The following is a 21,284-nucleotide window of genomic DNA, read 5'->3' as shown; positions in this document are numbered from 1 at the left end:
CGGGGCCCGTACCTCGATGTCCGTGCACAGCCACACGGCAGCCCAAGACCACGCTGCCACTCCTGAGTTCCCGCGTCATGTGGTGACCGCGGTGCTCGTCTCCCACGACGGCGCCCGCTGGCTGCCCGACGCGCTCGCCGGGCTGCTCGGCCAGGAGCGCCCCGTGCAGTTCGCCGTGGCCGCCGACACCGGCAGCGCCGACGACTCCGCGCAACTGGTCACCGACGCCCTCGGCGCCGACCGGGTCCTGCACCTCGCCCGGCGCACCGGTTTCGGCCAGGCCGTCGAGGAGGCGAACCGCACCGCCCCGGTCCTCACGCCGGACGAGCTGCCGTACCTCAAGCGACCGAGCGGCTGGGACCCGGTCACGCGCACGTGGCGCGACGACGCCTACGACCTGCCGGAGCTGCCGCACGGCGAACCGGTCCAGTGGCTGTGGCTGCTGCACGACGACTGCGCCCCCGAACCCGACGCCCTGGCCCAGCTGCTGCGCGTCGTGGACAACGAACTGGAGCTCGGCCGCGACGACGTCGCCGTCGTGGGCCCCAAACTCCGCGGCTGGTACGACAAGCGGCAGCTCCTGGAGGTCGGCGTCTCCATCGCCAACTCCGGACGCCGCTGGACGGGCCTGGACCGCCGCGAACAGGACCAGGGCCAGCACGACCACGTCCGGTCCGTGCTGTCGGTGTCCACCGCCGGCATGCTGATCCGCCGCGACCTGTTCGAGCAGCTCGGCGGCTTCGACCGGCGCCTGCCCCTCATGCGGGACGACGTCGACCTGTGCTGGCGCGCCCAGGCCGCCGGCCACCGCGTCCTCATCGCTCCCGAGGCCGTCGTACGCCATGCCGAGGCGGCCTCCCGCGAGCGCCGCACCGTCGACTGCGCGGGCCGCACCACCGCGTCCCCGCACAAGGTCGACAAGGCCGGCGCCGCCTACACCCTGCTCGTCAACACCCGCACGGCCGCGCTGCCCTGGGTGCTGGTGCGCCTGGTCGTCGGCACCCTGCTGCGGACCGTCGCCTACCTCGTCGGCAAGGTCCCCGGACAGGCCCTCGACGAGATCCGCGGTCTCCTCGGCACCCTGCTGCGGCCCGAGCGGATCATCGCCGGGCGGAGCAGGCGCGGCAAGCCGGTCGTCGACAAGGACGAGCTCAGACAGTTGTTCCCGCCGCCCGGCGCGACCGTGCGGGCCACCGTGGAGCAGGTCGCGGGCAATCTCTTCGGCGGCTCCGACACCGAGGCCTCCACGGCGGGGCGCCACGGCGGCGGCATCGAGTCCGGGCCCGGCGGTGACGACGCGGAGTTCCTGGAGATCGAGCAGTTCGCCCGCCTCAAGCGCATCGCCCGCAAGCCGGGGCCGGTGCTCTTCCTGGTGCTGCTGCTGGTCGCCCTGGTCGCCTGCCGCAACCTCCTGGGCGGCGGCGCGCTCGCGGGCGGCGCCCTGCTGCCCGCCCCGGCCGACGCGAGCGAGCTGTGGGCGCGCTACGCGGACGCGTGGCACGCCGTGGGCGCCGGCGGTACCCCCTCCGCGCCGCCGTACCTGGCGATCATCGCCGCGCTGTCCTCGGTGCTGTTCGGCTCGACCGGGCTCGCCCTGACGGTCCTGATGGTCTGCTCGGTGCCGCTGGCCGGACTCACGGCGTACTTCGCCTCCCGCCCGCTCGTCGAGTCCCGCCTCCTGCGCGCCTGGGCGGCCGTCGTCTACGCCTTCCTGCCCGCCGCCACCGGCGCCCTCGCCGGCGGCCGCGTCGGCACCGCCGTCCTCGCCGTCCTGCTGCCGCTCATCGCGCGCGCGGGCGTCGCGGCCGCCGGGCTGGCGAACAGCACGGGCGCGCGTGGCAGTTGGCGCGCCACCTGGGCGTTCGCCCTCCTGCTCACGATCACCACCGCGTTCACACCGATCATCTGGCCGATCACGCTGCTGCTCGGCATCGGCCTGCTGGTGGTGCGCCGCACCGACATCACCGCCTACGGCCTGCGCTTCCTGGCCCAGTTCGGCACCCCCCTGCTGGTCCTCGCGCCCTGGTCGCTCACGCTCCTCCCGTTCGGCTTCTTCGAGCAGGCGGGCCTGGAGTACGGCTCCTCGACCGCCTCCGCCCTCGACCTGCTCGGCGCGAGCCCCGGCGGACCCGGCACCGTCGACGGGCTGATGCTCATCGGAGTGGTGCTGGCCGCGCTGGCCGCCCTGCTGCGCACCGAGCGGCAGTTCGGCATCTGGACGGCCTGGGCGGTGGCCCTGGTGGGCCTCGTCTTCGCGGTCCTATCCAACGACTCGACCTGGGCGGGCCCCGCCACCCTCGTCTACGGCCTGGCCCTGCTGGCAGCGGCCGTCCTCGGCGCCGACGGGGCACGCGCGCGTGTGGCCGAGCAGAGCTTCGGCTGGCGCCAGCCGGTCGCCGCCCTGATCGCCTTCGCCTCCGCCGCCGGCCCGCTGCTCGTCGCCGCGGGCTGGATGATCGGCGGCGCCGACGGACCGCTGGAGCGCCGCGACCCCGTACAGGTGCCCGCGTTCGTCGCCGAGGAGAGCGGCACCCGCGACCAGGCCCGCACCCTCGTCCTCGACAGCGACTCCGCCGCCCACGTCGGCTACATGCTGGTCCGCGGCTCCGGTGCCCGCCTCGGCGACGCCGAACTCGCCGCGGCCGACGGGGAGAACGACAAGCTGGACAAGGTCGTCGCCAACCTCGTCGCCGGCTCCGGCGCCGACCAGGCGAACCAGCTCGGCGGTTTCGCCGTGCGCTACGTCCTCGTCCACAAGGGCGCGCCCCGCGAGGTCACGCGCGTGCTCGACGCCACTCCCGGCCTGACCCGGCTCAGCCAGCAGGACGGCAGCGGGCTGTGGCGGGTGGACCAGGAGGTCGCGCGCGCGACGATCGTCGCGAAGTCCGGCTCCGGCACCGCGACACCCGTCGCCGCCGGACCCGTCGACATCAGCACCACGATCCCGTCCGGCGCCGACGGCCGGATCCTGCGCCTCGCCGACACCGCCGACGAGGGCTGGACGGCCACCCTGGACGGCAAGCCGCTGACGCCCACCACGGTCGACGGCTGGGCCCAGGGCTTCGAACTGCCCACCTCGGGCGGCAAGCTGGACGTCACCTTCGACGATCCCTTCACCCACACCCTGTGGCTGTGGATCCAGGGCTTCCTCGCCGTCGTCCTCGTCGTGATGGCCCTGCCCGGCCGCCGCCGCGACGTCGACGACGACCTCCCCGAGGAGCCGGCCGTCCCCGCCCAGCCGGTGGCGGGCGAGGGCCGCCGTGCCCGCCGGCTGCGTGCCCAGGCCGAGGCCGAGGCCGAGGAGGGCGCCGCGCCCGAGGGCTTCCCCGCTCCTCCGCAGGAGGCCCCCGCCGCCGTCCCGCAGCAGCAGTCCTACGGCGACTGGGACGCCCCGAGCCACGCGAGCGCCGAGTACGGCACCTACGCCGGCGACCAGTACCAGAACACCCAGCAGTACGCGGCGGGCGGCTACGACCAGCAGCCGTACCAGGCGGACCCGTACCAGGGCGGCCAGTACGACCCGTACGCCTACGGCGGGCAGCACCAGCAGGCGCCGTACGACCAGACGTACGGCGGCCAGTACGAGCAACAGCAGTACGACCAGGGCTACGACCCCGCGTACGACCCGGCGCAGCAGCACCCGGGTGCCCCCGGCAGCGAGCGCCCCGACGGGAGTCAGCAGTGAACCGCACCACCGTGTCCCTCATCGCCGGCACCGCCGCGCTAGCCGCCGTCACCGGGTTCGCCACCCTCAGCTCACCGGAGGCCGCCGGCACCGCCAGGACGGCCGCCGAGCTGCCCGTGGAGCGCACCAGCCTGCTGTGCCCCTCGCCCAGCACCTCAGACATAGCGGAGACCTCGTACACGTCCTTCACGCCCGTCACCAAGGACGCGGGCAGCGGCGGCAAGGCCGAACTCCAGGCGGCCACCGAGGAGTCCGACGGCAAGAGCAAGGGCAAGGGCAAGAAGGCCGCGAAGCCGGTCCTGGAACCCGAGCAGCCCGGGAAGCCCGCCACCGGTGACACCTCCGGCGGCGACGCCCCGGCCCTGGTCGGCACCGCCGAGGGACAGTTCGCGCCCGGCTGGACCGTCCAGGAGACCACCGAGGTCGCCGCGGGCTCCGGCCGCGGGCTCCAGGGCGTCAACTGCTCCGCGCCCGACACGGAGTTCTGGTTCCCGGGCGTGAGCACGGCCGCCGACCGCACCGACTACGTCCATCTGACCAACCCCGACGACTCCGCCGCCGTCGTCGACATCGAGCTCTACGGCAAGGACGGCGCCCTGGACTCCACGCTGGGGGAGGGCATCACCGTCGGGCCGCACTCCAGCGACCCGATCCTGCTGTCCACCCTCACCGAGGAGAAGCAGGAGAACCTCACCGTCCATGTCAACGTCCGCAGCGGGCGCGTGGGCGCGGCCGTGCAGGCGCTGGACGACAAGCTCGGCGGTGACTGGCTGGCCGCCTCCACGGATCCGTCCGGCAGCCTGGTGCTGCCCGGCATCCCCAAGGACGCCACCGCCGTGCGCCTGGTCGCCTTCACGCCCGGCGACTCCGATGCCGACCTGAAGGTGCAGCTCGCGTCCCCGTCCGGCCTGATCACCCCCGCGGGCAGCGAGACGCTGCACGTGAAGGCGGGCATGACGGCCTCGGCCGACCTCGGTGACGTCACGCGCGGGGAGGCCGGTTCGCTGGTCCTGACCCCCACCGACACCTCCGTACCGGTGGTCGCCGCCCTGCGGGTCGTCCGCGGCAAGGGCGACGACCAGGAGACGGCCTTCATCCCCGCCACGCGCCCCCTCGGCACGCGCGCGACCGTCGCCGACAACAGCGCGAAGGGCACCACGCTCTCCCTGACCGCCCCCACGCGCGGGGCCACCGTCAAGGTCACGGCCTCGGCGGGCAGCGAGGGCGGCGAGGCCCTTTCGAAGACGTTCACCCTCAAGGCGGGCACCACGCAGAACGTGGAGGCCCCGGTCCCGACCGGCCTCAAGGGCACGTACGCCCTCACGGTGGAGCACGTCTCGGGCGGCCCCGTCTACGGCGCCCGCACCCTGGCGGCGACGGAGGACGGCGTCCCTGGCTTCACCATCCAGACCCTCCCCGACGACCGGGGCATGGTGGCCGTGCCGGAGGCGGACCAGGACCTGTCGGTGCTGCAGAAGTAGCCCGGGACGGTCCGCGGGCGGTTCAGTCCTCGCCGTACCGCGGATCGACCGTCTCGGGAGTGAGCCCCAGCAGCTCCGCCACCTGTTCCACGACGATCTCGTGCACCAGCGCCGCCCGCTCGTCGCGCCCCTTGGTGCGGATCTCCACCGGACGCCGGTAGACGACCACGCGCGCGGGACGTCCCTCCCGCGCGGGAATCGTCCCGCCGAGCGGCACCGCCTCGTCGTTCCAGGACCGCCCGTCCAGCCGGGGGACCTCGAGGACCAGGAAATCGATGTCGGCGAGCTGCGGCCAGCGCCGCTCCAGGCGCTCCACGGAGTCCTGCACCAGGTCCGCGAACGCCTCGGCCCGGCTCGCGGCGAGCGGCACCTGCGGTGGGGCGATCGGGCCGCGCATGCCTCGTCCGTGGCGATCACGGCGGCGGGGCCCGGGGCCGGTGGCGCGGGGCGGTACGGGGTTGTCCATCACTGGTGAAGGGTAATCCTCGCCGCACTCCCGCGCCCGGCCCCCACGCGGTACCCCGGGCCCGGTCCGAAACGACGTACGGCCGCCTCGTACGGCGTGTCGGCGGTTGACCATTCCAGCCAAGGTTGGGCTCGAATCCGTATCTCTCCGAGACCGTCGGTCGTAGGGCAATTGACATGATTTGTACCGAGTGATGACCGGATTCAGGTCTGTTCTACCCCTCGAAATCGGATGTCCGCGCAGGTCACGGCGGTGGGATCGGAGTGGCGTGTGGGGCGTTTCACAGCACGACACGGGGGAGTGACCTGGGGGAGAGTCGTCGCGGCCCGCTCAAGAGTGCGGTACCGTCCAACGTCGTGAGCCCTGTACGTCGCTGTTCGCGCACCGCTTGCGGCCGTCCCGCCGTCGCGACGCTGACGTACGTCTACGCCGACTCGACCGCGGTCCTCGGCCCGCTCGCCACCTACGCCGAACCCCACTGCTACGACCTGTGCGCCGAGCATTCCGAGCGCCTCACCGCCCCGCGCGGCTGGGAGGTCGTCCGGCTCCTGGACGGCTCGGCCCCCGCCCGGCCCAGCGGGGACGACCTGGAAGCGCTTGCCAACGCCGTGCGCGAGGCGGCCCGTCCGCAGGAGCGTGCCGCCGAGGCCGGCGGGGCCCGGCGGGCCGACCCGATGGAGGTCGCGCGCCGCGGACACCTCCGGGTGCTGCGCTCGCCGGACAACTGAGCCGTCTCGCCTGTCACTTGTGTACGTGTTCCACCGACTGACGCACACCCATTGACGGGTGCTTGGCGCGGACACGACCATTCCGTAAGCCGAAGTGAGAAATCGCTTTCCGCATGACGGAATCGGGGAGGCGCCCGTGTACGTCCAGGAACTCGAACCCGTCGCCGACTCGCTCGGGCTGTCCGCCCTCGTCGCGGCCCTGCCCCTGGTGATCGTCCTCGTCCTGCTCGGCGGCGTCCGCATGAAGGCGCATCTGGCGGGCCTCACCGGCCTCCTGGCGGCCGCTCTGGTCGCCTGGCTCGCCTACGGCATGCCACTGGGCCAGACCCTCTCCAGCGCCGCCCAGGGGGCCGCCTTCGGCCTCTTCCCCATCCTGTGGATCGTCGTCAACGCCCTGTGGGTGTACCGGATGACGGTCCGCACCCGGCACTTCGACATCCTGCGCCGCTCCTTCGGACGGCTCTCCGACGATCCGCGCATCCAGGCCCTCGTCGTCGCCTTCTGCTTCGGCGCGCTCCTGGAGGCGCTCGCCGGGTTCGGCGCACCGGTCGCCATCTGCTCGGTCATGCTCGTCGCCCTCGGCTTCGACCCGGTGCGCGCGGCCGTCGTGGCGCTGGTCGCCAACACCGCGCCGGTCGCCTTCGGCGCCATGGGCACACCGGTGGTGACACTCGCTCAGGTCACCGGGCTGCCACTGGACGACGTGGCGTCCGTGGTGGGACGTCAGACGCCCCTGCTGGCCCTCGTGGTGCCGCTGGTGCTGGTCTTCCTGGTCGACGGCAAACGGGGCCTGCGCGAGACCTGGGTGCCCGCGCTGGTCTGCGGAGTCGCCTTCGCCGTCGCCCAGTTCGCGGCCTCCAACTACCTCTCCGCCCAACTGGCCGACATCGGCGCCGCCCTGGCCGGGGCGGGCGCCCTGGTCGCCGTGCCACGCGCACGCGTGGCGGCCGACGAGTCCGTACGCGCGTCCGTGCTGACCGGCGCGCGCAGCGAGGACCTCGACGAGACCGACCCGCGCGGCGAAGTCCTGCGCGCCTACTCGCCGTACGCCCTGATCGTCGTGATCTTCTCCGTCGCCCAGATCCCGGCCGTCAAGGACTGGCTGGCGAAGGCGACCCGGACGTACGACTGGCCCTTCCTGAACGTCGTGGACCCCGACGGCGATCCGGTCGGCGGCAACGTCTTCACCTGGCCCGTCGTCTCCACCGGCGGCACCCTCGTGCTGATCGCCGGCATCCTCACGGCCCTCGTGCTCGGCGTGCACGCGCGCGTGGCGGTCCGTGAATGGGCCGCGACCGTGCATGAGTTGCGGTTCGCGATCCTGACCGTGACGTCCGTGCTGGCGCTCGCCTACGTCATGAACCTCTCCGGACAGGCCGCCACCATCGGCCACTTCGTGGCGGCGGCGGGAGCGGGCCTCGCCTTCCTGTCGCCGGTCCTGGGCTGGTTCGGGGTGGCCGTCTCCGGCTCGGACACCTCGGCCAACGCGCTGTTCGGGGCACTGCAGGTGACCGCGGCCCGCGAGTCCGGGCTCTCACCCGAGCTCCTGGCCGCCGCCAACAGCTCGGGCGGGGTGCTCGGCAAGATGATCTCGCCGCAGAACCTCACCATCGCGTGCGCGGCCGTCGGGCTCGCGGGCCGCGAGGGTGACCTGCTGCGCAAGGTGCTGCCCTGGAGCCTCGGACTGCTGCTGGTGATGTGCCTGATCGTGGTCGGACAGAGCTCACCCGTGCTGGGCTGGATGCTTCCCTGACCCCCTGGACGCCCTCTGACCTGAGATAACGGCTGGGCGTCACTCGGCTCCCGCACTACGCACTGTCAGTGCGCCCGGGTAGTTTGTGGTGACCGACAGGACTTTCAGAAGGGTTGGCCGTGGCTGATCTGTCACAGCTCGTGAAGGCGTACGACGTGCGCGGAGTCGTTCCCGACCAGTGGGACGAGACTCTGGCCGAGCTCTTCGGCGCCGCCTTCGTCCAGGTGACCGGGGCGAGCGCCATCGTGACGGGTCACGACATGCGGCCCACGTCCCCCGCCCTGTCGCGGGCCTTCGCGCGCGGCGCGGCCGCCCTCGGCGCCGACGTCACCGAGATCGGCCTGTGCTCGACCGACCAGCTGTACTACGCCTCCGGCGCGCTGGACCTGCCGGGCGCGATGTTCACGGCCTCCCACAACCCCGCGCAGTACAACGGCATAAAGATGTGCCGCGCGGGCGCCGCCCCGGTCGGCCAGGACACCGGCCTCGCCGAGATCCGCGAACTGGTCGAGCGGTGGAGCGAGACGGGCGGCCCGGCTGCGGCGGCCTCGACGGGGACGGTCACGCAGCGGGACACCCTGGAGGACTACGCGGCCCACCTGCTCTCCCTCGTCGACCTGACCTCCATCCGCCCCCTGAAGGTCGTCGTCGACGCGGGCAACGGCATGGGCGGCCACACCGTCCCGACCGTCTTCGCCGGACTGCCCCTGGACACCGTCCCGATGTACTTCGAGCTGGACGGCACCTTCCCCAACCACGAGGCCAACCCCCTCGACCCGGCCAACATCGTCGACCTCCAGAAGCGCGTCCGCGAGGAGGGGGCCGACCTCGGCATCGCCTTCGACGGCGACGCCGACCGCTGCTTCGTCGTCGACGAGCACGGCGACCCGGTCTCCCCGTCCGCCGTCACCGCCCTCGTGGCCTCCCGGGAGCTCGCCAGGCACGGCGGCAAGGGGACGGTCATCCACAACCTGATCACCTCCTGGTCGGTCCCGGAGGTCGTCGAGGAGAACGGCGGCACACCGGTACGCACGCGCGTGGGCCACTCCTTCATCAAGGCCGAGATGGCGAGGACCGGCGCGATCTTCGGCGGCGAGCACTCCGCGCACTACTACTTCAAGGACTTCTGGAACGCCGACACGGGCATGCTGGCGGCCCTGCACGTCCTGGCCGCGCTGGGCGGCCAGGACGGCCCGCTGTCGTCCCTGGTGGCCCAGTACGACCGCTACGTCGGCTCCGGCGAGATCAACTCCACGGTCGCCGACCAGGCAGGCCGCCTGGCAGCGATCAGGGCGGCCTACGAGGGCCAGGAGGGCGTACGGCTCGACGAACTCGACGGCCTCACGATCACCACCCCCGACTGGTGGTTCAACGTCCGCCCCTCCAACACCGAGCCCCTCCTGCGCCTGAACGCGGAGGCGAGGGACGAGGCGACGATGGCGAAGGTGCGGGACGAGGTACTGGCGGTCATCAGGGCCTGACCCCGCGAGGGAACGAGGCCGCAGGGGCGGCAGCCCCTGAGGGCGGGCAGTACCGCAGCCCCTGAGGGAGGGGGCAGTGCCGCGAGGGGCCTGGACTGGGCAGAGCAGCGGGGGCGGCATCCGCGCAGTACTCCCACCCGGAGCGGCAGCACCCCCACCCCACCTCGCCCCAACCCCGGCGCCCAACTCTCCCCGGCGGTACCCTGACCAGGCACATCCGCACAAGCAGCCGTACCGCCCCGAAGGGAACCCCCATGCCGCTCGAAGCCGGCCTCCTGGAGATCCTCGCCTGCCCGGCCTGTCACGCCCCCCTCAAGGAGCAGGACACCGAGCTGATCTGCACCGGCCAGGACTGCGGTCTGGCGTACCCCGTCCGCGACGGCATCCCCGTCCTCCTCGTCGACGAGGCCCGCCGCCCCGCGTAGGCGCCCCGCCGCGGGCGGACGGCGTCCGAACCGCCCCAGGCGACAACGACACAGCGACCCCCAGCGACCCCGGTGTCCCGGACCCGCGCGACCGACGACCCGGTGAAGCGACAATCCGGTGTCCCGGAGATCCGCCGAAGCATCCGGCGTCCCGGAGACCCGGCGATCGGAGGCTGCCGCCCCATGCTCGACGAATCGCTGCTAGACACCCCCGAGGCGCTCTCGGAGGCCGACCGCCGAGGGTTGCTCCGCGGCGCCGCGGAGGCCGGCGCCCGCGTCCGCACAGCGGCCCGGCACGCCGCCGAGGCCGGGGTCAACGACCTCAAGCCCGACGGCCGCCCTCGCGCGGTCCTCATCGCAGGCCCCGGAGCCGCCGCCACCCACGTGGCCGACCTGCTCGGCACCCTCGCCGGTGCCGGCAGCCCGGTCACCCGCCTCGCCCCCACCGGTGTCGCCCCCGCAGCCGGTGCCCTGCGCTGGGAGCTCCCCGGCTGGGCGGGCTCGGTCGACCTGCTCCTGATCACCACCCCCGACGGCACCGAACCGGGCCTCTCCCTGCTCGCCGACCAGGCCTACCGCCGCGGCTGCACGGTCGTCGCCGTGGCCCCCGCCCGCACCCCGCTCTTCGAGGCGGTCGAGGGCGCCCACGGCCTGTTCGTGCCCATGGCGACCGCCCCCTACGAGCAGGAGGCCCCCCTCACCGCCTCCGCCCCCGGCGTCCTGTGGGCGCTGCTCACCCCGCTCCTCGCCATCCTCGACCGCACCGGCCTGCTGACCGCCCCGCCGGACACCCTGGAGAAGATCGCGGGCCGCCTCGACCACATCGCCGAGCGCTGCGGCCCCGCCATCGCGACCTACAGCAACCCGGCCAAGACCCTCGCCGCCGAACTCGCCGACGCGCTCCCGGTGATCTGGACCGAGGGCACCTCCGCGGGCCCCGCGGGCCGTCGTTTCGCCGCGGCCCTCGCCGAGCTCTCCGGCCGCCCGTCCGTGGTCTCCGAACTGCCCGAGGCCCTCGCCGCGCACAGCACGCTGCTGTCCGGACCACTGGCCGCCGGCGCCGACCCCGACGACTTCTTCCGCGACCGCGTCGAGGAGCCTCCCGCACTGCACGCGCGCGTAGTGCTCCTCCGCGACCGTCCGATCGGCGGTCTCAGCGCCGCCCCGGCCGCCCGTGACCTGGCCCTGAGCCACGACACGCCGATCAGCGAGCTGGAACCCGAGTCCGGCGGCGAGATCGAGACCCTCGCGGAACTGATCGCCATCACGGATTTCGCCGCCGTTTACCTGGCGCTCGCCTCGGGAGCCTGATCTTGCCCGGGCGCCCCTGACCGCCACCCGCACACCTCGGGCCGCCCTGACCGCCGTACGACAGAAAGAACCCGATGGACCGCCTCGACAACACCATCCGCCCCTACGCCTGGGGTTCCACGACCGCCATCCCCGAACTCCTCGGAACCCGGCCCACCGGTGAACCCCAGGCGGAGATGTGGATGGGCGCCCACCCCGGGGCCCCCTCACGCACCGGACGGGGCACACTCGTCGAGGTCATCGACGCGGACCCCGCGCGCGAGCTGGGCGAGGCGGCCGTCGCCAAGTTCGGCCCCCGCCTGCCCTTCCTGCTCAAGATCCTCGCCGCCGGCGCACCGCTCTCCCTCCAGGTGCACCCCGACCTCGCCCAGGCGAAGGAGGGCTACGACGACGAGGAGCGCCGCGGCATCCCCGTGGACGCGGGCCACCGCAACTACAAGGACGCCAACCACAAGCCCGAACTGATCTGCGCGCTCACCGAGTTCGACGGCCTGTGCGGCTTCCGCGACCCCGCGCGCGCGGCCGAACTGCTGGACGCGCTCGGCGTCGACTCCCTCAAGCCGTACGTCGACCTCCTGCACGCCCACCCCGAGGAGGCGGCCCTGCGCGAGGTCCTGACGGCCGTCCTGAGCGCCGACCGCGCGGAGATGGCTCGTACGGTCACCGAGGCCGCGGCAGCCTGCGCCCGCCTCGGCGGCGACCACGCCCCGTACGCCGAGATCGCCCACCACTACCCGGGCGACCCCGGTGTCATCGCCGCGATGCTCCTCAACCACGTCCGGCTCCAGCCCGGCGAGGCCCTGTTCCTCGGCGCCGGCATTCCGCACGCGTACCTGAGCGGCCTGGGCGTCGAGATCATGGCCAACTCCGACAACGTCCTGCGCTGCGGCCTGACCCCCAAGCACGTCGACGTCCCCGAACTCCTGCGTGTCGTCCGCTTCGAGGCCGCCGACCCGGGCGTGCTCCGCCCCGAGGCGTCCCCCGACGGCGAGGAGGTCTACGAGACGCCGATCGACGAGTTCCGGCTGTCCCGGTACGTCCTCCCCGAGGGTGCCGTCACCCACGACCTGACCCGCCCGGCCCCGCAGATCCTGCTCTGCACGGCAGGTTTCGTGCGAGTCGGGGAACACGAACTGGGCCCCGGCCAGTCGGTGTTCGTGCCGGCGGGTGAGACGGCCGAGGTGTCCGGCACGGGCACGCTCTTCCGGGCGACCGTGATCGTGTGACGGAGACGTGCGACCGAGACGTGCGACATGGACGGGCGACAGGTACCTGCGACAAGGACGTGTGATCGTATGACCGGGCCTGTGGACGGCTGAGACGTCCGTGCCGGGGGAGGCTGCAAGAATGGCCCCCGGCAAAGGACGGGCAAAGGCCTGGACGGCGTAGAGGCACTTGAGGCGAAGGGACAACGCGACCAGATGAGCGCGTCAGGCGGAACCAGGGCGATCGTGGCGGCACTCGGCGCCAACCTCGCGATCGCGGCATCGAAGTTCGTGGCGTTCGCGTTCAGCGGCTCGTCCTCGATGCTCGCCGAGGGCGTGCACTCGCTCGCCGACTCCGGAAACCAGTTCCTGCTGCTCCTCGGCGGCAAGAAGGCCCAGCGCGAGGCCACCCCGCAACACCCCTTCGGCTACGGCCGCGAGCGCTACATCTACGCCTTCCTGGTGTCCATCGTGCTCTTCTCGATCGGCGGCATGTTCGCCGTCTACGAGGGCTACGAGAAGATCAAGCACCCGCACGAGATCGAACACTGGTACTGGCCAGTGGGCGTCCTCGTCTTCGCGATCATCGCCGAGGGCTTCTCCTTCCGGACGGCCATCAAGGAGTCCAACCCGCTGCGCGGCGACCTCTCCTGGAAGGAGTTCGTGCGCCGCGCCAAGGCCCCCGAGCTCCCGGTCGTCCTCCTGGAGGACTTCGGCGCACTCGTCGGCCTGATCCTCGCCCTCGGCGGTGTCGGCCTGGCCCTGCTCACCGGTGACGGCGTCTGGGACGGCATCGGCACCCTCTGCATCGGAATCCTGCTCATCCTCATCGCCCTCGTCCTGGCGGTCGAGACCAAGTCCCTGCTGCTCGGCGAGGCCGCCGGCATCGAGGCGGTCCAGAAGATCGAGGCCGCGATCGTCGACGGCGACACCGTCACCGGCATCATCCACATGCGCACGCTCCACCTCGGCCCCGAGGAACTGCTCGTCGCCGCCAAGATCGCCGTCCAGCACGACGACACGGCCGGCGAGGTCGCCGCCGCGATCAACGCCGCCGAGTCCCGCATCCGCGAGGCCGTCCCCATCGCCCGCGTCATCTACCTCGAACCGGACATCTACAGCGAGGCCGAGGCCCGCAAGGGCGCCGACCGCGAGGCCACCCCCGGGGGACCGGCTCCGCACCCCGCCGGGCACTGATCGCAGGTCCACAGCGGCTGCAAGGGCCCGCGTCCTCCACCGGGAGGCGCGGGCCCTTCGCTCACCCGATCTCGCTCAGCACGTCCAGTACGGCCCGCTCGTCGGGCGCCGCGATGAGCCGCGCCCGGAACTCGGCGTCCATCAGCTTCCGGGACAACAGCGCCAGGATGCGCAGGTGCTCGTCGCCCGCGGCCGCCTCCGGCACCGAGATCATGAAGACCAGCCTGGCCTTCGTCCCGTCCAGCGAACCCCACTCGACGCCCTCGGCGGACCGTGCGAACCCGACGACGGGCGCGGACACCGCATCCGTCTTGGCGTGCGGGATCGCGATCTCGTCGCCGAGCCCGGTGGTTCCCTGTGCCTCCCGTCGCAGGGCGGTGGCGACCAACTCGTCCACGTCCGTGACCTTGCCGGTCGTGGCGAGCAGCTCCGCCATCTCCCGGATGGCTGCCTCCTTGTCCCGGGCGCCGAGAGCGACCTTCACGGTCCGCTCCGTCAGATAGCCGGAGAGGACTTCGCGGTCGGGGCCGGTCACGGGGGCGCCACCTGTTTCAGCCACGGAAATCGCGGCGGCCTCGCCACCGGCATCCATCTCGGCCTCGACTGCACCGGCCCTGGCGGACGGATCGGTTTCGGTGTCGGCTGCGGTACCCGTGGCGGTGGGGACGTCGGCATTGATGTCGGCACTGCTCAGCGGCTTGGCTGACGGATCGACTTCCGTGCCGGCTGCGGCGCCCGTGACGGTGGGGACGTCGGCATCGGTGTCGGCACCGGCCAGGGGCTGGGCGGACGGATCGGCCTCGGTGCCGGCTTCGGCGTCCGTGCCGACACTGGCGTCGGATTCCGCGGCCGCCCGCACCCCGTCCGGTGCCGCTCCCGTGGCGGCGGACGTCTCGTGCGATGACGGGGCGACGATCCGCTGCGCCACCACGGCACCGGCGGCACCGCCGGCCGCCGCACCGGCGCCCACCCCGACGAGCGCGGGCTCGAGCGGCCCGGCCGCACCAGGCACACCCAGCCCGGCCTCGGTCACCGCACCCTTGCGCCGCCGCTCACTGATGTCGACCAGCGTGACCGTCGTCAGCGCGGTGACGGCCGTACCGATCAGCACGGCCACGAAGAACATCGGCACCCCGCTCACCGCACCCAGCACCGCCACGATCGGCCCGCCGTGCGGCACCGCGTCCTCGACCCCGGCGACCCCGGCGATCGCACCGGCCACGGCGCCACCGAGCATGTTGGCCGGGATGACCTGCGCGGGCCGCGCCGCCGCGAACGGGATCGCGCCCTCGGAGATGCCGAAGCAGCCCATGAACAGCGCGGCCAGCCCGGTCTCCCGCTCCTGCTCCGTGTAGAGCCGCTTCCGTATCAGCGTGGCGAGCCCCTGTCCGAGCGGCATGACGGGGATCGCGGCCGCGCACATGCCCATGACCGTCTGGTTGCCGGTCGCGATCAGCCCGGCGCCGAACAGGAACGCCGTCTTGTTGACCGGCCCGCCCATGTCGAACGCGATCATGAGTCCCAGAATCGCGCCCAGCAGGATCGCGCTGGTGCCGGTCATCCCGCTCAGCCAGTCGGTCAGGTGCTCGAACACCCAGGAGATCGGTTTCCCGATGACGTAGATGAAGAAGAGTCCGAGCGCCGTGGTCGCGACGATCGGGATCACGATGATCGGCATGATCGGCTGCACGAACTTCGGGACCTTGACCTTCTTGATCCACAGCACCAGATACCCGGCGAGGAACCCGGTCACGATCGCCCCGATGAATCCGGCGCCCGCCTTCGAGTCGTACAGCGAACCCGTGTTCGCGATCCAGCCGCCGATCATCCCGGGCACCAGCGCGGGCCGGTCCCCGATGGCGTAGGCGATGTACCCGGACAGGATCGGCACCATCAGTGTGAAGCCGATGACCCCGATGTTGTTGATGTCCATCCAGAAGGAGTCCTTCGGGATGACCAGGCCGCCGGACGGGTCGGTGTGCCCGCCCAGCGAGAGCGAGATCGCGATCAGCAGCCCGCCGACCACCACGAACGGGATCATGTAGCTGACCCCGTTCATCAGCGCCTTGTACCCGACGCTCCGCTCCTTGCCGCCGCCCGGCCCCGACACGGCCGGAGCGGCGCCCGACATGTGCACCGGCGCCGACCGCACCTGCTCGATCAACCGCTCGGGATGGTGGATCCCCTCGGCCACCCCGACGGTGAGAACCCGCTTGCCGGCGAAACGGCTGAGGTCCACGTCCTTGTCCGCGGCGACGATGATGCCGTCCGCGTCTCTGACATCGTTGTCGTCCAGAACGTTTTCAGCCCCGATCGATCCCTGGGTCTCCACCTTCATGTCGATGCCCCGGCTCGCGGCGGCCTGCGCGAGCTTCTCCGCGGCCATGTACGTGTGCGCGATGCCGGTCGGGCACGCGGTCACGGCCAGCAGCTTCACCCGCTGCCGCTCGCTGTCGCCGCCCGTGGGGGGAGGTCCGGCTGGACTGGTCACGTCGATCTCCTCACGCCTTTGTCACGCGGAGACGCCGTCCCGAGCGCCCCGCAAGATCGATCAGCTGTGCTGACCGCTGTGCATCCTCCCGCACCTGCCCAGGCCGCCCAAGGACAAAAGCCCCCCGATGACCTGGCCCGTTGCCACCAGATCCGCACCGGCCCCAGGGCCCGGCCGCACCCGGCGACGTTCCCGCCGTCACCCTGTGATCGGCCTGATGTATGCGGAGGCGGACTGGGGTGCCCCGGCCGACCGGTGTAGCTTGGGACGGAGCCAGACGTCGCTGCTGATGGCGGTCGGGCGGTCCCACCGCGGACCGACCGAGGGAGAGAGGGCCTCCGACGGACTGCGCTGCGCGCACCGGGCATGCCTGTGTCCTCTTCGGGCACCCCTGTGTCCGCCGCCGCGCAGACCAGCCGTACCCACCTCGCCCCAACCCCGAGGAGCAGCTCGCAATGACGACTGTCGACAACCGACAGGACTTCAAGGTCGCCGACCTCTCCCTGGCCGAGTTCGGCCGCAAGGAGATCACCCTCGCCGAGCACGAGATGCCCGGCCTGATGGCGATCCGCAAGGAGTACGCCGAGGCGCAGCCGCTCGCCGGCGCCCGCGTCACCGGCTCCCTGCACATGACCGTGCAGACCGCCGTCCTCATCGAGACCCTCGTCGCCCTGGGCGCCGAGGTCCGCTGGGCGTCCTGCAACATCTTCTCCACCCAGGACCACGCGGCCGCCGCCATCGCCGTCGGCCCGAACGGCACCGTGGACAACCCCCAGGGCGTCCCGGTCTTCGCCTGGAAGGGCGAGACCCTGGAGGAGTACTGGTGGTGCACGGAGCAGGCTCTGACCTGGCCGAACACCCCCACCGGCGGCCCGAACATGATCCTGGACGACGGCGGCGACGCCACCCTCCTCGTCCACAAGGGCGTCGAGTACGAGAAGGCCGGCAAGGTCCCCTCGGTCGACACCGCCGAGAACGAGGAGCACCGGGTCATCCTGGAGCTCCTGAACCGCACCATCACCGACGGCTCCCAGAAGTGGACCCAGCTCGCCTCGGAGATCCGCGGTGTGACCGAGGAGACCACGACCGGCGTCCACCGTCTGTACGAGATGCACCGTGACGGCACCCTCCTGTTCCCGGCGATCAACGTCAACGACGCCGTCACCAAGTCGAAGTTCGACAACAAGTACGGCTGCCGCCACTCCCTGATCGACGGCATCAACCGCGCCACCGACGTCCTCATCGGCGGCAAGACCGCGGTCGTCTGCGGCTACGGCGACGTCGGCAAGGGCTGCGCGGAGTCCCTGCGCGGCCAGGGCGCACGCGTCATCGTCACCGAGATCGACCCGATCTGCGCCCTGCAGGCGGCGATGGACGGCTACCAGGTCACGACGCTGGACGAGGTCGTCGACAAGGCCGACATCTTCGTCACCACGACCGGCAACAAGGACATCATCATGGCCTCGGACATGGCCAAGATGAAGCACCAGGCGATCGTCGGCAACATCGGTCACTTCGACAACGAGATCGACATGGCCGGCCTCGCGCAGATCCCCGGCATCGTCAAGGACGAGGTCAAGCCGCAGGTCCACACCTGGACCTTCCCCGACGGCAAGGTGATCATCGTCCTGTCCGAGGGCCGCCTGCTGAACCTGGGCAACGCCACCGGACACCCGTCGTTCGTGATGTCCAACTCTTTCGCGGACCAGACCCTGGCCCAGATCGAGCTGTTCACCAAGCCCGACGAGTACCCGACCGACGTCTACGTGCTGCCCAAGCACCTCGACGAGAAGGTCGCCCGCCTCCACCTGGACGCGCTCGGCGTGAAGCTGACCCAGCTGCGCCCGGAGCAGGCGGCGTACATCGGCGTCGAGGTCGACGGCCCGTACAAGCCGGACCACTACCGCTACTGAGCCGTACGGCACAGCAGCAGTCCTCCGAGGCAGGCCCCCGCACCCCCGTGTCGGGGGCCTGCCCCTTTGGCCTTGTGACCGGTCAGGCCGGACAGCCCGTCAGAACCCAGGACCCCCATGCCCCGCGGCCGTTATTCGCTCCACGATCCGCACGATCACACCCCCCTCGCGGAAGAACACTTCCAGTGCGCCCCCGGCCCGTCCGGCTGGCGCTACGTCTCTCAGCTGACCACCCCCGCGGGCGATCACAGCGGCTCGGTCGACCTCACCCTCGACGACCTCGGCCGCCCCATCCGTCTCGAACTGCACGCCGACAGCTGGCAGGTGCGCGGCGCGGCGCTCGACGGCGTCACCTGGGTCCGCACGGACCCCACCGGGACTCACGCCACGGAAGGCAATGTCCCCGCCCACGCCTTCACCGGCACATCCCCCGCGTTTCTGGTCGCCACCACCCGTCTCCTGCGCCTCACCCCCTCCGCATCAGCAACTCGCGTACGCCTCGTGGCCTTCACGGACCCGGTCCTCGCCCCGCGCACCGTGGACCAGTCCTGGACCCTGCTGAAAAGAGAAGCACACGCCACTGACAACGGCCCGCTGACCGTGGAGGAGTACCAGGTCACAGCCCTGGACACGGGCGAGCAGCACACCGTGCACATCGCCGGCGACGTAGTCCTCGCAGCCCCCGGGATCGAACTGGAGGACCTCGAATCACCGCCGTCGACGTTCCCCGACCCGCCGCTCGGCTGAACCCCCGCCGGCGGAGCCGCTCAGGTATCCGGAACCATCGCTGCCGCGGACCCCTGCGACATCACGCCGGCGGCACGAACCCGGAAGCGGGCCTGCCCTCCGAGGCGCCGGCGGGCGGACGTCCGCCCGAGGTCTCCTCGACCGGAACACCGGGGCGGTCCACCACGGAAGCCGCCTCGGCGCCGTACGGCACAGGCGGCGGAGGGGAGGACGGGCCGACGGGCCGCGCTCCCGAATACGGGTGGCCGCCCTGCACCCCGAACCCTGGGCCGGGCACCACCGTGGGAGACGCCCCGGTACCCGCCGTACCGCTGCCGAAAGCCCGCCGGGACTCGCGCGCCTGCCGCTCCTGCACCACCCCCGCCAGATACGCGCCCGGCGGCACGTCCCCCGGCGCCGGAGCCCCGGTACGCGCCGCGAGATCGGACGCCAGCCGCTCCGCCATCGCCCAGCCGACCTGCGGATCGAGTTGGTGCATCCGCGTCAGGTACTGACGGATGGCGAGCCAGAGGCCATCGGGAACAGCCGACAGATCGAGTTCGGAGAACCGGCCGGCCAGCCAGGGCGGGGGCGGCGGCACGAATCCGCTGGGTGCCGCGGGGATCCGCTCCCGCACGACCAGCGTCCCCGCGAAAACGTCACCGAGCCGACGCCCACGCGCCGAGACCAGCGAGGCGATACAGGCCACCACCCCGAACGTCATCAGGATCTCGACCACCCCGATGGCACCCCGCACCAGCGCATGCCGGAACCGGATGGGCCCGCCGTCGTCCCGCACCACGCGCAACCCCACGGCGAGCTTCCCCAGCGAACGCCCGTGGCTGAGCGTCTCGACCGCGATCGGCCCGCCCACCAGAACGAGCAGGAACGCGGCGATCGAGAGCGCCATCTGAGCCGCCTCGTCCAAGGACGCGGCAGCTGCCACCACCGCGATGGTCACCGCGATGTACACGACGACGGCCACGATCAGGTCGATCAGCACGGCCAAGGCCCTGCTGGGCAGCCTCGCAGGGCGCAACTCGAGCGCCACCGCCTCGCCCGTCACCAGCTCACTCACGCCCGCCGCCCTTCCCTGACCTGCCTCGTGAACAGCCAGTCTGCCAAGCTGAGGGCGCATCGCGCCGCAGTACGACAAGCTGACATCCACGACGGACCGCCGACGATCAGTTGAGGAGCAGGCAAACCGATGGACCTCGACGTCTTCGTCACCGCCCACCGAGCCGAGTGGGATCGTCTCGACGCCCTGCTCCGGCGCCAGCGCCGCCTCAACGGCGCCGAGACGGACGAACTCGTCGCCCTCTACCAGCGCACCGCCACACACCTCTCCCTGATCCAGTCCAGCGCCCCCGACCCACAGCTCACCGGCCGCCTCAGCCAACTCGTGGCACGCGCGCGCAGCGCCGTCACGGGAACCCGCCGCGCTTCCTGGCGCGATGTCACCCGCTTCCTCGTATACGGCTTTCCCGCCGCCGTCTACCGGTCTCGTCACTGGTGGGTGCCCACCGCGCTGCTGTCCACCGTCGTCGCAGCCCTCCTGGGCTGGTGGATCGGCACCCACCCCGAGGTGCAGTCCTCCATCGCGGCCCCCAGCGAGCTGCGCGAGCTGACCCGTCCCGGCGGCCAGTACGAGACGTACTACTCAAGCCATCCCGCCGCCTCGTTCGCGGCCCAGGTCTGGACGAACAACGCCCAGGCCGCTGCCACGTGCCTGGTCCTGGGCATCTTCCTGGGCCTCCCCGTCCTCTGGATCCTGTTCCAGAACATGCTCAACCTCGGGGTCGGCGTCGGCCTGATGTCCTCGGCCGGCCGCCTCGACACGTTCCTCGGCCTCGTCCTCCCGCACGGCCTCCTCGAACTCACGGCGGTCTTCGTCGCCGCCGGCACGGGACTGCGTCTCGGTTGGACACTGATCGACCCGGGCCCCCGATCCCGGCGTACCGCACTGGCGGAGGAGGGCCGAGCCGCCGTCGGCATGGCGATAGGCCTCGCCCTGGTCCTGTTCGTCTCTGGAGCCATAGAAGGCTTCGTCACGCCCTCAGGGCTGCCCACCTGGGCCCGCATAGCCATCGGGATCATCGCGGAGCTGGCCTTCCTCGCCTACGTCTTCATCCTGGGCGGACGAGCCGCGTGTGCGGGCGATACGGGTGACGTCGAGGCCGCCGAACGCAGCGCCACCGTCCCCACAGCCGCCTGATGTGCGTGGGCCCGTGCTGAGCTGCTACTGTCTCCTTCGCCCCACAGGAGCCGTTGACACGGCCGATGCGGGGAGGTAGATTCGAACAGTTGCCTGGAGCTGGGTTCATCCCGCTCGGCAGCGGTGAGTGTCTGTCTGCTTCTAGAAATTTAGATCTCTATGAAGCACCTTCCCGGTAAAGCGGAAACAGAGGGTCGGTCAGCCCGG

Annotated in this window: 15 protein-coding genes; 12 read left to right on the top strand and 3 right to left on the bottom strand. The window is 71.9% G+C overall.

Going from position 1 to position 21,284, the window contains the following annotated elements:
• Positions 1–16 precede the first annotated feature (16 nt).
• Both M2163_RS21805 and M2163_RS21800 read left to right on the top strand, forming a co-directional pair.
• Complete coding sequence (locus M2163_RS21805; protein WP_280894783.1) at positions 17–3,685, top strand: glycosyltransferase family 2 protein; 3,669 nt, start codon at positions 17–19, stop codon at positions 3,683–3,685.
• The gene (locus M2163_RS21800; RefSeq protein ID WP_280894782.1) at positions 3,682–5,166 is read left to right on the top strand and encodes a DUF5719 family protein; all 1,485 of its coding nucleotides are present in this window, start codon (positions 3,682–3,684) and stop codon (positions 5,164–5,166) included. Before M2163_RS21805 ends, M2163_RS21800 begins: the two co-directional genes overlap by 4 nt.
• Before the next feature lie 22 nt (positions 5,167–5,188).
• On the opposite strand, the gene M2163_RS21795 is transcribed toward M2163_RS21800, so the two are convergent.
• Positions 5,189–5,632 carry a metallopeptidase family protein gene (locus M2163_RS21795; protein WP_280851132.1) on the bottom strand — a complete coding sequence of 148 codons (444 nt, stop codon included), beginning with the start codon at positions 5,630–5,632 and terminating at the stop codon, positions 5,189–5,191.
• 356 nt (positions 5,633–5,988) lie between these two features.
• Between M2163_RS21795 and M2163_RS21790 the strand changes: the two genes are divergently transcribed.
• From M2163_RS21790 to M2163_RS21760, 7 genes are all read left to right on the top strand, one after another.
• Positions 5,989–6,360: a DUF3499 domain-containing protein gene (locus M2163_RS21790; RefSeq protein WP_020120748.1), complete on the top strand. Its 372-nt coding sequence runs from the start codon at positions 5,989–5,991 to the stop codon at positions 6,358–6,360.
• A gap of 136 nt (positions 6,361–6,496) precedes the next feature.
• Complete coding sequence (locus tag M2163_RS21785) at positions 6,497–8,113, top strand: L-lactate permease (RefSeq protein ID WP_280851134.1); 1,617 nt, start codon at positions 6,497–6,499, stop codon at positions 8,111–8,113.
• Positions 8,114–8,226: 113 nt separating this feature from the next.
• Positions 8,227–9,594 (top strand): phosphomannomutase/phosphoglucomutase, encoded by a 1,368-nt coding sequence (locus M2163_RS21780; protein WP_280851135.1) that lies wholly within the window; start codon positions 8,227–8,229, stop codon positions 9,592–9,594.
• 254 nt (positions 9,595–9,848) lie between these two features.
• Positions 9,849–10,019 (top strand): Trm112 family protein, encoded by a 171-nt coding sequence (locus M2163_RS21775; protein WP_007382472.1) that lies wholly within the window; start codon positions 9,849–9,851, stop codon positions 10,017–10,019.
• A 183-nt stretch (positions 10,020–10,202) separates the two neighbouring features.
• Complete coding sequence (locus tag M2163_RS21770; RefSeq protein WP_280894781.1) at positions 10,203–11,330, top strand: SIS domain-containing protein; 1,128 nt, start codon at positions 10,203–10,205, stop codon at positions 11,328–11,330.
• Between the two features lie 74 nt (positions 11,331–11,404).
• Positions 11,405–12,556, top strand: coding sequence for a mannose-6-phosphate isomerase, class I (gene manA / locus M2163_RS21765; protein ID WP_280851137.1), 1,152 nt, complete (start codon positions 11,405–11,407; stop codon positions 12,554–12,556).
• Positions 12,557–12,751: 195 nt separating this feature from the next.
• A complete protein-coding gene (locus M2163_RS21760) occupies positions 12,752–13,732 on the top strand; it encodes a cation diffusion facilitator family transporter (protein ID WP_280894780.1) in 981 nt (326 codons plus the stop codon).
• 61 nt (positions 13,733–13,793) lie between these two features.
• Here M2163_RS21760 and M2163_RS21755 read toward each other — a convergent pair whose 3' ends face one another.
• Positions 13,794–16,223 carry a fructose-specific PTS transporter subunit EIIC gene (locus M2163_RS21755; protein WP_280894779.1) on the bottom strand — a complete coding sequence of 810 codons (2,430 nt, stop codon included), beginning with the start codon at positions 16,221–16,223 and terminating at the stop codon, positions 13,794–13,796.
• A gap of 455 nt (positions 16,224–16,678) precedes the next feature.
• On the opposite strand from M2163_RS21755, the gene ahcY reads away from it, so the two are divergent.
• Positions 16,679–18,136: an adenosylhomocysteinase gene (gene ahcY / locus M2163_RS21750; protein WP_280851138.1), complete on the top strand. Its 1,458-nt coding sequence runs from the start codon at positions 16,679–16,681 to the stop codon at positions 18,134–18,136.
• 117 nt (positions 18,137–18,253) lie between these two features.
• A complete protein-coding gene (locus M2163_RS21745) occupies positions 18,254–18,883 on the top strand; it encodes a hypothetical protein (protein ID WP_280851139.1) in 630 nt (209 codons plus the stop codon).
• Between the two features lie 61 nt (positions 18,884–18,944).
• Here M2163_RS21745 and M2163_RS21740 read toward each other — a convergent pair whose 3' ends face one another.
• The gene (locus M2163_RS21740; RefSeq protein ID WP_280894778.1) at positions 18,945–19,940 is read right to left on the bottom strand and encodes an RDD family protein; all 996 of its coding nucleotides are present in this window, start codon (positions 19,938–19,940) and stop codon (positions 18,945–18,947) included.
• Between the two features lie 129 nt (positions 19,941–20,069).
• On the opposite strand from M2163_RS21740, the gene M2163_RS21735 reads away from it, so the two are divergent.
• Positions 20,070–21,077, top strand: a complete 1,008-nt coding sequence (locus M2163_RS21735; protein ID WP_280894777.1) for a stage II sporulation protein M — start codon at positions 20,070–20,072, stop codon at positions 21,075–21,077.
• Positions 21,078–21,284 lie beyond the last annotated feature (207 nt).

The sequence above is a fragment of the Streptomyces sp. SAI-135 genome, assembly GCF_029893805.1.
GTDB lineage: Bacteria > Actinomycetota > Actinomycetes > Streptomycetales > Streptomycetaceae > Streptomyces.
The sequence above is the reverse complement of the archived record's forward strand: the minus strand, read 5'-3'. Positions and strand labels throughout refer to the sequence as shown.